Source organism: Aeromonas sp. 602658 (genome assembly GCF_049173005.1).
GTDB classification, from domain to species: Bacteria; Pseudomonadota; Gammaproteobacteria; order Enterobacterales; family Aeromonadaceae; genus Aeromonas; species Aeromonas veronii_A.
The window spans coordinates 1-12,615 of record NZ_JAAKRF010000039.1 but is presented as its reverse complement, the minus strand read 5'-3'; the positions used below and the strand labels follow the sequence as shown (position 1 = coordinate 12,615).

The 12,615-nt window shown below is 57.1% G+C and carries 13 protein-coding genes; 2 read left to right on the top strand and 11 right to left on the bottom strand.

Going from position 1 to position 12,615, the window contains the following annotated elements:
* Positions 1-4 precede the first annotated feature (4 nt).
* The gene (locus tag G5253_RS18315; RefSeq protein ID WP_421203943.1) at positions 5-343 is read left to right on the top strand and encodes a hypothetical protein; all 339 of its coding nucleotides are present in this window, start codon (positions 5-7) and stop codon (positions 341-343) included.
* A gap of 85 nt (positions 344-428) precedes the next feature.
* Here the strand turns inward: G5253_RS18315 and G5253_RS18310 are convergent, their stop codons facing one another.
* From G5253_RS18310 to rplU, 4 genes are all read right to left on the bottom strand, one after another.
* On the bottom strand, positions 429-1,799 hold the full coding sequence (locus G5253_RS18310) for a YjiH family protein (protein ID WP_421203941.1): 1,371 nt from the start codon (positions 1,797-1,799) through the stop codon (positions 429-431).
* 372 nt (positions 1,800-2,171) lie between these two features.
* A complete protein-coding gene (cgtA, locus tag G5253_RS18305) occupies positions 2,172-3,374 on the bottom strand; it encodes an Obg family GTPase CgtA (protein WP_216952928.1) in 1,203 nt (400 codons plus the stop codon).
* Between the two features lie 190 nt (positions 3,375-3,564).
* A complete protein-coding gene (rpmA, locus tag G5253_RS18300; protein WP_005304202.1) occupies positions 3,565-3,822 on the bottom strand; it encodes a 50S ribosomal protein L27 in 258 nt (85 codons plus the stop codon).
* Between the two features lie 17 nt (positions 3,823-3,839).
* Entirely contained in the window at positions 3,840-4,151 is a 312-nt protein-coding gene (gene rplU, locus G5253_RS18295; RefSeq protein ID WP_005304210.1) for a 50S ribosomal protein L21, read from the bottom strand.
* Between the two features lie 242 nt (positions 4,152-4,393).
* On the opposite strand from rplU, the gene ispB reads away from it, so the two are divergent.
* Positions 4,394-5,365, top strand: coding sequence for an octaprenyl diphosphate synthase (ispB, locus tag G5253_RS18290; RefSeq protein ID WP_216952927.1), 972 nt, complete (start codon positions 4,394-4,396; stop codon positions 5,363-5,365).
* A gap of 80 nt (positions 5,366-5,445) precedes the next feature.
* Here the strand turns inward: ispB and G5253_RS18285 are convergent, their stop codons facing one another.
* From G5253_RS18285 to mutL, 7 genes are all read right to left on the bottom strand, one after another.
* Positions 5,446-5,634 (bottom strand): DUF2065 domain-containing protein, encoded by a 189-nt coding sequence (locus G5253_RS18285; RefSeq protein WP_216952926.1) that lies wholly within the window; start codon positions 5,632-5,634, stop codon positions 5,446-5,448.
* A 98-nt stretch (positions 5,635-5,732) separates the two neighbouring features.
* Positions 5,733-6,617, bottom strand: a complete 885-nt coding sequence (gene hflC / locus G5253_RS18280) for a protease modulator HflC (RefSeq protein ID WP_216952925.1) — start codon at positions 6,615-6,617, stop codon at positions 5,733-5,735.
* Between the two features lie 3 nt (positions 6,618-6,620).
* The gene (hflK, locus tag G5253_RS18275; protein WP_216952924.1) at positions 6,621-7,769 is read right to left on the bottom strand and encodes an FtsH protease activity modulator HflK; all 1,149 of its coding nucleotides are present in this window, start codon (positions 7,767-7,769) and stop codon (positions 6,621-6,623) included.
* A 91-nt stretch (positions 7,770-7,860) separates the two neighbouring features.
* A complete protein-coding gene (hflX, locus tag G5253_RS18270; RefSeq protein WP_227341990.1) occupies positions 7,861-9,147 on the bottom strand; it encodes a ribosome rescue GTPase HflX in 1,287 nt (428 codons plus the stop codon).
* Positions 9,148-9,210: 63 nt separating this feature from the next.
* The gene (gene hfq / locus G5253_RS18265; protein ID WP_005339045.1) at positions 9,211-9,474 is read right to left on the bottom strand and encodes an RNA chaperone Hfq; all 264 of its coding nucleotides are present in this window, start codon (positions 9,472-9,474) and stop codon (positions 9,211-9,213) included.
* Positions 9,475-9,546: 72 nt separating this feature from the next.
* Positions 9,547-10,476: a tRNA (adenosine(37)-N6)-dimethylallyltransferase MiaA gene (gene miaA, locus G5253_RS18260; RefSeq protein ID WP_082182310.1), complete on the bottom strand. Its 930-nt coding sequence runs from the start codon at positions 10,474-10,476 to the stop codon at positions 9,547-9,549.
* On the bottom strand, positions 10,466-12,331 hold the full coding sequence (gene mutL, locus G5253_RS18255) for a DNA mismatch repair endonuclease MutL (RefSeq protein ID WP_421203937.1): 1,866 nt from the start codon (positions 12,329-12,331) through the stop codon (positions 10,466-10,468). Before mutL ends, miaA begins: the two co-directional genes overlap by 11 nt.
* Positions 12,332-12,615: the final 284 nt, after the last annotated feature.

Sequence of the window (12,615 nt, the reverse complement as noted above, 5' to 3'; positions counted from 1 at the left end):
ATCTATGTCAAAACATCTCGTTCTGCTGGGCGCGCTGACGCTCTCCGGCTGCTCCCTGTTGTCTCCCCCCACCCCCACCGTCACCCCGGTGCGCCTTGCCGATAAGGGCCAGCTCGGCTTCTACATAGAGTGCAGCAGCATGACGGCCTGCTTTCAGCAAGCCAACCAGACCTGCCCACAGGGCTACAAGGAGACAGATCGCCGCCAGCAGACGCTATACAGCACCCAGTATCTGGGAGGAAGCTACGACGAAGATAAGAAGGTCTACAAGGCGGCCAAGCCCTATAGCATCGCCAACACGGTCCACTCCCTGACTATCCAGTGTCCCGTCACTAGAGGCTGAACCAGCCTAAGGGCGATGCTCTCCCATTACCGCGGAAAAGAAAACGGTCAACCCAGGTTGACCGTTTTTCACTATGGCGTAGTCCTTAGAACAGCAGATGCGCTACACCGGCAATCACCGGCAGGGTAACCAGGGTGCGCATCAGGAAGATCACAAACAACTCCCACAGTTTGACCGGGATCTTGCTGCCCAGCAGCAGGGCCCCCACTTCGGACATATAGATCAGCTGGGTCACCGACATGGCGGCAATGACGAAGCGGGTCATCTCGCTATCGATGGTCGAAGCCAGCACAGCCGGAATAAACATATCGGCAAAACCGACCATGATAGTCTTGGATGCGGCTTCCGCCTCCGGCAGTTGCAGCAGTTCCAGCAAGGGGACGAAGGGAGCGCCAAGCCAGTTGAAGATGGGGGTGTGTTCGGCCAGCATCAGGGCACAGGTACCGATCGCCATGACCACAGGCAACACGCCAAACAGCATGTCGAGCGCATTTTTCACCCCTTCCCGGGCGACGGCACCGAGACCGGTCATCTGCTCTGCCTTGGTCAATGCACGTTCGAAACCATAACTCATCACACTGTGCTGGTGGGGCACCGCCTCCTGCTTGCGACACAGGGGAGCGCCATCGATATAGATATCCTTCTTCCAGGATAGCGGCGGCAGACGTGGCACCACGATAGCGGCAACCACCCCAGCCAGACAGACAGTCAGATAGAAGGGAACGAACATGTGTTCCATCTTCACCTGGGAGATCACTACCAGACAGAAGGTGATGGAGACGGCGGAGAAGGTGGTGCCAATAACGGCCGCTTCCCGCTGGGTATAGAACTTCCCTTCGTACTGCTTGCTGGTCAGCAGGATGCCGACACTGCCATCCCCCAGCCAGGAGGCAAAGCAGTCCACGGCAGAGCGACCCGGCAACCGGAATACCGGACGCATGATGCGAGTCATCATAGTGCCGACAAACTCCAGCAGCCCGAAATCGAGCAGCAACGGCAGCAGCAGGCCGGCAAAAATGAAGACTGAAAACAGCACTGGCAGCAGATCATTAAGCACCAGGCCGCCGGTTGCGCCTGAATAAAGCACCTCTGGTCCCACCTGGAAGAAGGTCAGCAGCACGAAAATACCACCCACCACCCGCACGCAGGCCCAGAAAGGAGAGACGTTGAACAGGCTGTTGAGGAATGGTCTACGCACCAGAATCGCCGGTTTGAACAACCAGGTGATGATAGTCATCAGCATGGTGGTAGTGATCACCGCACTGACCATGGCAACCAGATAATCGGCAAAAACCCGCTGCACCAGCTTGGCCAGCACTGCGACGGGGATGGTGACGTTACCGTCATAGACGACCGGCGTCATGAACAGCAAGATACCGATCAGTGACGGTATTAGAAACATCAACAAGTTACGGCGGGTATTAACCGCAGATGCTTCAAGACTCTTTTCCAGCATGATAAGACTGCCCTAATGTTACTTTTCCCTAGCCCGGCCTACCTGCGTATTCATGCATTAACCGGAAAAACGGGCGCAAGAATACTCCAAAAAAATGCACAAACAAGCCCATAAGGCATAAATCTGCGCATAAAAATTTTTACAGGTAAACCTTCCATCAAAACAATCAGATACAGAAACGCATATCGATTCAATCGACATCGCCAGACGATTGTTTCATTACTGTTAATTTTGATGGGCAGTATAAACAGTTATCAACTGCAGGCAATAAGTGGCATCACAAATATACCTAATGAGCCACTACTCGACAGGCATAAAAAAACCGGAGCCTGTTCAGGCTCCGGTTATCAATGAAATGGACAGACAAGGGTATCAGTCACGGACGTAGATCACTTCCACACCATCATCATCTTCGTCATCCCAATCATCATCGTCGAGACTTTCGTCAAAGGCCATGGAGGCGGCAAGCGCTTCCGCTTCGGCTTTAGCCAGCTGGTTCTTGTGGTAGTCGTCCCACTTGAACTCCACTTTCTCGATCGCCTCTTTGGCATCCTGCTCCAGCTGACGGGGCATGGTATCCAGCAGATCCAGGATGTCGTAGCAGACCTTCTTGGTCCCTTCCTTGCTGATGGCAGTGATGGCGTAGACCGGCCCTTCGTGGTTGAGGGCGGCTTTCACGCGATCCATCACTTCCTGAGCCTCTTCTTCCAGGATCAGATCCATCTTGTTGAACACCAGCCAGCGCGGCTTGCCAGCCAGTTCCGGGCTGTACTTCTCCAGCTCACGCACGATGGTCACGGCATTTTCAGCCGGATCGGAGCCATCAATGGGGCAAATATCCACCAGATGGATCAACACGCGGCAGCGTTCGAGGTGCTTGAGGAAACGGATACCAAGACCTGCGCCTTCGGCTGCCCCCTCAATCAGGCCCGGAATATCGGCGATCACGAAGGAGCGGGAGTTCTCACCACGCACCACACCGAGGTTCGGCACCAGGGTGGTAAAGGGATAATCAGCGACTTTCGGGCGGGCGGCAGAAACAGCGCGAATAAAGGTAGATTTACCGGCGTTGGGCAGACCCAGCATACCGACGTCAGCCAGCAACAGCAGCTCCAGCTTCAGGGTACGCACTTCGCCCGGGGTGCCGTTGCTCTTCTGGCGTGGAGCCCGGTTGACCGAACTCTTGAAGCGGGTATTGCCCAAACCGTGGAAACCGCCCTTGGCAACCAGCAACTTCTGCTCGTGGTGAGTCAAGTCGCCCAGCAACTCGCCGGTATCGTCATCGGTTGCACGGGTACCGACCGGCACGCGCAGGATCTTGTCCTTGCCACGACGACCGGTACAGTTGGCACTCTGGCCATTCTCGCCACGCTCGGCAGCATGGAAACGCTCAAAACGGTAGTCGATCAGGGTGTTGAGGTTCTCATCGGCAACCAGATAGACGTCACCACCGTCACCACCGTCACCACCATCCGGACCACCGTTGGGAATATATTTTTCACGGCGAAAACTTACACAACCGTTACCACCGTCACCGGCATCGACTCGAATCTGGACTTCATCAACAAACTTCATAGGTAACCGTCACCTTAATTCGAAAAACCGATACGCAATTATAGTGGTACAGACCCCTGCGGGCGATACGCATCTTGCCTCTCCGGGCAATCTCGGTACCCGGGTCATCTGCGTTCCGTTTTTTCGTCATTATTTCGGAAAAACAAAAGCCCCGCCTGTTGGCGGGGCTTCGGATCCTTGCGGTCCGTAATTACTCAGCAACGATGCTAACGTACTTACGATTCAGCGGACCTTTAACTTCGAACTGCACCTTGCCGTTCGCGGTAGCGAACAGGGTGTGGTCCTTGCCCAGACCAACGTTCTCACCAGCGTGGAACTTGGTACCGCGCTGACGAACGATGATGCTGCCAGCCAGAACTGTTTCGCCGCCGAAACGCTTCACGCCCAGGCGTTTAGCTTCAGAATCGCGACCGTTGCGGGATGAACCGCCAGCTTTTTTGTGTGCCATCTATCGGACTCCTCTAATTAAGCGCTGATGCCAGTGATTTTGACTTCAGTGAACCACTGACGGTGGCCCGCTTGCTTACGGTGGTGCTTACGACGACGGAACTTGACGATAGTCACTTTCTCGCCACGGCCGTGAGCCACAACTTCAGCTACAACCTTGCCACCTTCAACGAAAGGAGCACCTACTTTAAAAGTGTCGCCTGCAGCAACCATCAGCACTTCGTTGAAGTCGATGGTAGCGCCAGTCTCAACGTTCAGCTTTTCCAGACGAACGATTTGACCTTCGGCCACACGGTGTTGTTTTCCGCCGCTTTGGAATACCGCGTACATTTGATTAACTCCGTAAAGGCATGTCTTTTGCTCAAGGCTAGACATGCGCAAAAACCTATAACAATGGGCGGGCATTCTACGCAAATCGATCTGCTCAGGCAAGGCCAATTTAGCAAAAAGTTTATTTTGTGCGCATATCTGCCGCCGTGGATAAACGCCTAACTGTAACCCATTGTGAAATCGTGTAGAATCCCTGCCATTACTAAAATCGCAGTTATTGCTGCTGTCACGTTACGAGACTTATGGACCAACAGACTATCCGTGCGCTCTGTGCCGCCGACATGACGGCGGTCAATGAACTGATCCTGGCCCGACTCCAGTCCGACGTTAGTCTGATCAATCAGCTGGGTTTCTACATTGTCAGCGCCGGCGGGAAACGGATGCGCCCCATGCTGACCGTGATGGCTGCGCGTGCGCTGGGCTATGAAGGTGAGGATCACCTGAAACTGGCCGCCATCATCGAATTCATTCACACCTCTACCCTGCTGCACGACGACGTGGTCGACGAATCCGACCTGCGCCGCGGCCGGGAAACTGCCAACGCCATGTTTGGCAATGCTGCCAGCGTGCTGGTCGGTGACTACCTCTATAGCCGCTCCTTCCAGATGATGGCCGAACTCTCCAACCTGCGGGTGATGGAGATCCTCTCGGATGCAACCAACACCATCGCCGAAGGGGAAGTGTTGCAGCTGATGAACTGCAACGACCCGGATACCACCGAAGAGAGCTACATGACGGTCATCTACTGCAAGACCGCCAAGCTGTTCGAGGCCGCTACCCGACTCGCCGCCGTGCTGACCCATCAGCCCGAGCCCGTCGAACAGGCCATGACCGATTACGGCAAGTATCTGGGCACCGCGTTCCAGATCATTGATGACGTGATGGACTACTGCTCCCAGAGCGAAGAGATGGGCAAGAACGTCGGCGACGATCTGGCCGAAGGCAAACCAACCCTGCCGCTGCTGCGTGCCATGGATGTGGGCACGCCGGAAGAACGCCAGCTGGTGCGCGATGCCATCGAGCACCGCAACGGTATGGAACATCTTGAGCAGATCCTCGGGATTCTCGACCGTACCGGCGCGCTGGAGTACTCCCGCATGCGGGCCCGGGAAGAGGCCGACAAGGCCATTGCCGCCCTCGCCATCCTGCCGGACTCCCCGCACAAGCACGCGCTGGAAACACTGGCCCACATGGCGGTGCAGCGCAGTGCCTGAGTAAACGACATGCATGAAAAAGAGGCCTTCGGCCTCTTTTTTATTGTCTGCTATCTGCTGGACAGTGCATTGCGCCAGACTCAGCGACTCAGCATCCAGAGGATCACGCTACCCGCAACCACTAACGAGCCGCCGATACGGCGCAACTGCTCCGGTGGCTGATCGCTCAGCAGCCGTAACATCTGCTGCCATGCCCTGGGCATCAACAACGGGCCGAGCCCTTCAAACAGCAACAGCAGACCCAGCCCCGTCAGTATGGATGTCATCATTCTGCCCCTCTCCCGTCAAAAACCATTGATCCCGTTTGTTTGGCAGACAAATAAAAGGGCCTGACAAAGCAGGCCCCTGGCAAAACAACTCCCGACACTTACTGCTTGGTGCCTTCAGGAGACTTGAAGTAACGGAAAAACTCGCTATCCGGCTTGAGCACCATCAGGTCGTTGCCACCGGCGAAGCTCTTGCGATAGGCCTCCATACTGCGCACGAAGCTGAAAAACTCGGGATCTTTCTTGTAGCTGTCGGCATAGATTTTAGCGGCTTCCGCATCCCCTTCACCACGCAGTTGACGAGCGTTACTCTCTGCATCAGCGATCATCACGGTCACTTTGCGATCAATATCGGCCCGTAGGATCTCGGCCTGCTCACGCCCCTGGGAGCGATGCTCACGGGCCACGGCAGTACGCTCGGCCCGCATCCGCTGGTAAATGGAGTTGGACACTTCCACCGGCAGGTTGATCTGCTTGATCCGCACATCCACCACCTTGATGCCGAGCTCGGAGGAGCGCGCCATCTTCATCAGAGCATCTTCCATCACGGTACTGCGTTCACCGGAGACGATATCCTTGATAGTACGATTACCAATCTCGGAGCGCAGACCGTTGTTGATCTTGCGCTTGAGCAGATCCTCGGCCTGCAACTTGTTACCACCACCGGTTGCCAGGTAGTACTTGGAGAAGTCCTCGATCTTCCATTTCACATAGGAATCGATGATCAGGTCTTTCTTCTCGGAGGTGACAAAACGGTCAGCCTGGCTGTCGATGGTCTGGATCCGTGCATCCATTTTGCGAACCTGGTCGATGAGCGGCACCTTGAAGTGCAGGCCCGGTTCATAGAGACGGGGCTCACCGGAATCAATCCGCTTCACCTTGCCGAACTGCACCACAATCCCCTTCTGGCCTTCATCAACGATAAAGACAGAAGAGAAGCAGACCATGGCCGCGACAGCGATTACACCAATAGCTAGCTTTTTCATCTATCAGTTTCTCCCTGAGCTGAAGCGGTCACCGCTACGCAGCGGCGTCGGAGTGGAGTTGGCGCCCTCGTTGGAAGCTGGCGTGGACTCGATGGTCGGCGCAGCAGCTGGACGCCCCTGCTGGACGCTCGCCTGCTTGCCAGCCAACTTGTCGAGCGGCAGATAGATCATGCTGTTGTTGCCAGCCGGCATGTCGACCACCACTTTATTGGCCTGCTGATAGAGCTCTTCCATGGTCTCCAGGTAGATACGATTGCGTGTCAGATCGGGCGCAGCTTGATACTGGGGCAGCAGCTCGTTGAAGCGGGCCACTTCACCCTGGGCTTTCAGCACAATCTGGGACTTGTAGGCTTCCGCTTCCTGCTCCAGACGCTTGACCTGACCACGGGCCTTCGGCTCGACTTCACGGGCATAGGCTTCGGCCTCGCGGATGAAGCGTTGCTCATCTTCCTGAGCGGCAATGGCGTCATCAAACGCATCCTTCACCTCTTCCGGCGGACGAGCCGGCAAGAAGTTGACGTCGACGATCTGCAGACCCATCTGGTAAGGCTCGATGATGCCATCAATCACCTGCCAGGTCTCCTGACGCACCTTCTCACGACCGGTGGTCAGCACGTCGTCCATCTTGGTGTGGCCCACAACATAACGCAGGGCACTGTCGGTGGCCTGACTCAGGCTCTCGTCAGCATTCGTTACGCTAAACAGATACTGCTCGGGGTTGACCACACGGTACTGCACGTCCATCTCGACCCGCACCACGTTTTCATCCTGAGTCAGCATGAAACCGGAAGCAGGCAGCGAGCGCACGGACTCGACATCCACCGGGATCACCTTGTCGATAAAGGTGGGATTCCAGCGCAGACCCGGCTCGACAATATGGGAAAACTTGCCAAACCGCAGCACTGCACCACGTTCCGCTTCACGAATGGTGTAGAAGCCGCTGACGACCCACACCACCACAGCCACAACCAGCGCGATGGAGATACCAAAGCGACCTACATCGCCGCCAGATTTGCCGCCACCAAACAAGCCACCGAAACGGCGGCTCACTTTGCGCAGCATTTCATCCAGATCAGGGGGTCCCTGATTCTTGCCGTTATTCCCCCAAGGGTCACGGTCTTTGCCGTTGTTACCAGGCTCATTCCAAGCCATCAGCGTCTCCATTAATACATGCGGATGGATATCATCTCTATCGGGCCATCATACGTTGAGAAGCCCCTAAGGGTTCATCTTCATCGACGAATCAATGCCTGATAAAGCGTTGTAAACTCTCACCTTCCTGCTTTACGAGGCGGTTCCAGTCGGCCACTTGCAAGCGGACTTCCAGCACGAAATCTCCCTCCTCGCTAAAGCCTTCCTGCTCAATGCCCTTCAACTGATAAAGCGCACTGCGCAATCTTGCTGCCGAGGGTGGCAACTGCAGGGTGTGGTGCACCATGGAGCCGGCCAGCAGTTCAGTCAGCGCCGTAAACAGATGCTCACAACCTTCACCAGTCTGAGCCGACAGCCAGACGCGCACTGGGCGCCCCTCGTCATCTCGCTCCAGACCAGCAGGACGATCCGCCAGCTTGTCGATCTTGTTGCAGATCATCAGCTGAGGCCTGTCGTCAGCTTCAATTTCGGCCAGCACCTGCTGCACGGAGTCGATATTCTCCTGCATCTGCTCATCGGCACAGTCCACCACATGCAGCAGCAGATCCGCTTCGCGGGTCTCCTGCAGGGTCGCTTTGAAGGCCGCGACCAGATCATGGGGCAAGTGTCGAATAAATCCAACTGTATCCGCCAAAATCACATCACCCACATCCCGGATCACCAGTTTACGCAGGGTGGGATCCAGAGTTGCGAACAATTGGTCGGCAGCATACACGCTGGCAGCTGTAAGTTGGTTGAACAAAGTGGACTTTCCGGCGTTGGTGTAACCAACCAGTGACACCGTCGGCACTTCGTTGCGGTTGCGGGCGCGGCGTCCCTGCTCCCGCTGCTTGGCCACCTTGTCGAGCCGACGCAAAATCGCCTTGATGCGTTCCCGCAGCAGACGTCGGTCAGTTTCAAGTTGGGTTTCACCCGGGCCACGCAGACCGATCCCGCCCTTTTGACGCTCAAGGTGGGTCCAGCCTCGCACCAGGCGAGTGGAAAGGTGGCGTAACTGGGCCAGTTCGACCTGCAGTTTACCTTCATGGGTTCGGGCGCGCTGGGCGAAGATGTCGAGGATCAGACCGGTTCTGTCCACCACCCGGCACTGGAACAGACGTTCCAGATTTCGTTCCTGGGCAGGAGTCAGGGCATGGTTGAAGATCACCACATCCGCATCCAGCATCTGGACCTGGGACGCGATCTCTTCAGCCTTGCCGCTGCCGACAAAAAATTTGGCACTGGGCGCACTACGACTGGTGGTGATGACCGCCAGCGCATTTACACCGGCAGAACTCACCAACATCTTGAGCTCTTCCAGATCCTCCCGCTCACCCTCATCACTGAAGTTGACATGCACCAGAACGGCCTGTTCGCCAGCTTCATAACGGTCAAACAAGCGCTTGCTCCTTAACAGGAATCATGATGAATCTGAGTTGGCGAGTCGACTCGCCCAGGGATATCACGCCTCGGCATCACCCTGTTCATCAGCCGCGCCACCCGGAGTGGGCTGGTGATGATTGACGGCACGGGCCGGTACGACAGTCGAGATGGCGTGCTTGTAAACCATCTGGCTCACGGTGTTTTTCAGCAGGATAACAAACTGGTCAAAAGACTCGATCTGACCTTGCAGTTTGATGCCGTTCACCAAATAGATAGAAACAGGAATCCGCTCACGGCGCAGCGCATTCAAAAACGGGTCTTGGAGAGATTGCCCCTTAGCCATTTTTCTTTTCCTTATAGTTTGTTGTTTTTAAACACCGAATATCAATATAACAACCTGATTATACAGGGAGTGTCAAGCCGCACCAGCGCGAGCAAGCACGCGGTCGAGATTGCCAGACTCACCAGATTCCAACCAGGTCACATCGGGCCAGCCGCGCAACCAGGTCATCTGTCGTTTTGCCAATTGGCGTGTGGCAACAATGCCACGATAACGCATCTCATCATACCCCACTTCACCGCACAGGTAGTCCCACATTTGGCGATAACCCACACAGCGAATGGAGGGGAGATCCGGGTGCAGATCGCCGCGCGCCATCAGCGCACGAACCTCCTGTTCAAAGCCACCTTGCAGCATCTTGTCAAAGCGCTGTTCGATACGCTGATGCAGCACGGCACGATCGCTCGGGGCGATGGCAAACTGCTGCACTCGATAGGGCAAGCCCTCCCCCTGCACCTGCGTCAGCTCGGTAAGGGTCTTGCCGCTGATACGGTAGACCTCAAGCGCCCGGCTGAGCCGCTGCGGGTCATTGGGGTGAATTCGCGCCCCGGCCACCGGGTCGATGCGCACCAGCTCATCGTGCAGCGCCTGCCAACCGAGGCGGGCAGCCTCTTCCTCAATCCCGGCTCGAATGGCGGGATCGGCTGAGGGCAGCGGGGACAATCCCTCCAGCAACGCCTTGAAATAGAGCATGGTACCACCCACCAGCAGCGGAATGCGGCCACGGTCGGCGATCTCTTTCATCTCCCGCAGGGCATCCTTGCAAAAATCAGCTGCCGAATAGCTCACCGCGGGATCAAGAATGTCTATCAGCCGGTGCGGAGCCCGCGCCAGTTCATCAGCGGTGGGCTTGGCCGTACCTATATCCATGCCGCGATAGATCAGCGCAGAATCGACGCTGATGATGTCGCAAGGCAATGCCTGGCACAGTTCAATGGCGAGATCCGTCTTGCCGGAGGCCGTCGGCCCCATCAGAAAAATTGCGGTCGGCAAGTCACTCGCCATGTTCAAACTCCTCCAGCACAGTCGCCAGCGAAAGCGGGCGCACCATACGCATGTCACCAAGCTGGTCACTGAAATCGGTCACAAGTTCCGTCAGCAGACGACTGGCAGTTGAAAAATCGTATATCTTCTCGCGGCTTATCCCCTGCTCCACCAGCCATTGGCATAATACTTCAGCCTGCTGACCAGCATCACTGTCAGATCCGCCCTCGATAATTTGCAGCAATTCGGGTAACAGACGCACCAGATCGGTCTGGCGCAGCAGAGCCGGCACCCGAGTCAGGATCATGGTGTCGCGCCCCCCGCTTTTCAACTCCAGCCCCATCCGTTTCAGCAAACGTTCCTGCTCGGTCACCAGCGCGATCAAATTCTTCGGCAGCTTGAAGGAGACCGGCAGCAACAGCGGCTGGGCCGCCAGCCCCTGGCCCCAGGTCTCCAGCAACCAGTGACGCAGCAGCACCCGCTCGGCACGCACCAGCGAGAGCAGCGCCAGCTGATTATCCCGCTCGATCAACAGGTAGGCCTGCTCCACCAGTGTCAGGGCGCGACATCCCCCCTGTTTGGGTGACGGCACTGGATCAGTGGGCTGCGCAGGCGCAGCCTCAGTCGCGATAGGCAGCGTAGTTAGCAGAGCGCCCATGCCGCGCATCGCCTCCCGACTGGGGGGCTCGGGCGGTTGATAATTGCTGGCTCGGCCTGCCCCACCGCCCCCCTCCCGCACCTGTGCAGGTGCCCGGTAGCTGTGCTCGGCACCGTACCATTCGGGACGTGGCGCCTGACCGGGATATTCAATCTGCGGACTGACCGGCAACTCGACCAGGGTTTCGGCCAGCGGCGCGTCCTGATGAGCGGCGCTGACTCCTTCGCGGCGCAGCGCGGTAAACAGCGCCTGAAAGATAAAGTCGTGGATGAGCCGCGCCTGATGGAAGCGCACCTCATGCTTGGCCGGGTGGACGTTGACATCCACCTGACGGGGATCCAGCTCGATATAGAGCACATAAGCAGCGAAGCGATCGGGAGGCAGCAACTCGTCATAGGCCTGACGGATGGCGTGGTTGATGAGCTTGTCGCGCATCATCCGGCCGTTGACATAGGTGTATTGCAGGTCGTTCTGCGGTCTTGCCCCCTCCGGGGTCGCCAGCCAGCCCCACAACCGCACGTCGCTATGCTCGCTCTCCACCGCCAGCGCATGGTGCATGAAGGGGGTGCCGCAAACGGCGGCGAGACGTCGCTCCTGCTCCGGCACGGTATTGGCGGCCTTGTACTGGCGCACCACCTTGCCATTGTGGCGCAGGATCAGGGTGGCATCGAAGCGGGAGAGCGCGATGCGGCGCACCAGCTCATCGATATGGGCAAACTCGGTCTTTTCGCTGCGCATGAACTTGCGCCGCGCGGGGGTATTGAAGAAGAGATCCACCACCTCCACCGTGGTGCCTACCGGATGGGCCGCCGGCTTGATGGTGACGCTCATCTCGCGCCCTTCCGCCTGGGCTTGCCAGGCTTCGGACTGCTCGGCGGTGCGGGAGGTGAAGGTGAGACGGGAGACAGAGCTGATGGAGGCGAGCGCCTCGCCACGAAAACCGAGGCTGTTGATCCCTTCCAGATCATCCAGCGTGGCCACCTTGGAGGTTGCATGACGCGACAGCGCAAGTACCAGCTCATCTTTGGCGACACCGCAGCCGTTGTCACGGATGCGGATCAGCTTGGCGCCCCCCTTGTCGATGTCGATCTCGACCCGGTCGGCCCCCGCATCCAGGCTGTTCTCCACCAGCTCTTTCACCACAGAAGAGGGCCGCTCCACCACCTCTCCGGCTGCAATCTGGTTGGCCAGAATGGGTGGCAAAATACGGATCGGCATCATTTACTCCTGAATTTCAATCTTGCGGATAGAGAGCCGTTCCACCACCTCTCCACCAACCGGAATCTGGTTGGCCAGGATAGGGGGCAATATACGGATCGGCATCACTTACTCCTGAATTTCAATCTTGCGGATAGAGAGCCGCTCCACCACCTCTCCACCAACCGGAATCTGGTTGGCCAGGATAGGGGGCAATATACGGATCGACATCACTTACTCCTGAATTTCAATCTTGCGGATAGAGAGCCGCTCCACCACCTCTCCACCAACCGGAATCTGGTTGG

Excerpts from the sequence above, each read along its gene's own strand:
- G5253_RS18315 (WP_421203943.1), top strand. The coding sequence starts at position 5 with ATGTCAAAACATCTCGTTCTGCTGGGCGCGCTGACGCTCTCCGGCTGC.
- G5253_RS18310 (WP_421203941.1), bottom strand. The coding sequence starts at position 1,799 with ATGCTGGAAAAGAGTCTTGAAGCATCTGCGGTTAATACCCGCCGTAAC.
- cgtA (WP_216952928.1), bottom strand. The coding sequence starts at position 3,374 with ATGAAGTTTGTTGATGAAGTCCAGATTCGAGTCGATGCCGGTGACGGT.
- rpmA (WP_005304202.1), bottom strand. The coding sequence starts at position 3,822 with ATGGCACACAAAAAAGCTGGCGGTTCATCCCGCAACGGTCGCGATTCT.
- rplU (WP_005304210.1), bottom strand. The coding sequence starts at position 4,151 with ATGTACGCGGTATTCCAAAGCGGCGGAAAACAACACCGTGTGGCCGAA.
- ispB (WP_216952927.1), top strand. The coding sequence starts at position 4,394 with ATGGACCAACAGACTATCCGTGCGCTCTGTGCCGCCGACATGACGGCG.
- G5253_RS18285 (WP_216952926.1), bottom strand. The coding sequence starts at position 5,634 with ATGATGACATCCATACTGACGGGGCTGGGTCTGCTGTTGCTGTTTGAA.
- hflC (WP_216952925.1), bottom strand. The coding sequence starts at position 6,617 with ATGAAAAAGCTAGCTATTGGTGTAATCGCTGTCGCGGCCATGGTCTGC.
- hflK (WP_216952924.1), bottom strand. The coding sequence starts at position 7,769 with ATGGCTTGGAATGAGCCTGGTAACAACGGCAAAGACCGTGACCCTTGG.
- hfq (WP_005339045.1), bottom strand. The coding sequence starts at position 9,474 with ATGGCTAAGGGGCAATCTCTCCAAGACCCGTTTTTGAATGCGCTGCGC.
- miaA (WP_082182310.1), bottom strand. The coding sequence starts at position 10,476 with ATGGCGAGTGACTTGCCGACCGCAATTTTTCTGATGGGGCCGACGGCC.
- mutL (WP_421203937.1), bottom strand. The coding sequence starts at position 12,331 with ATGCCGATCCGTATTTTGCCACCCATTCTGGCCAACCAGATTGCAGCC.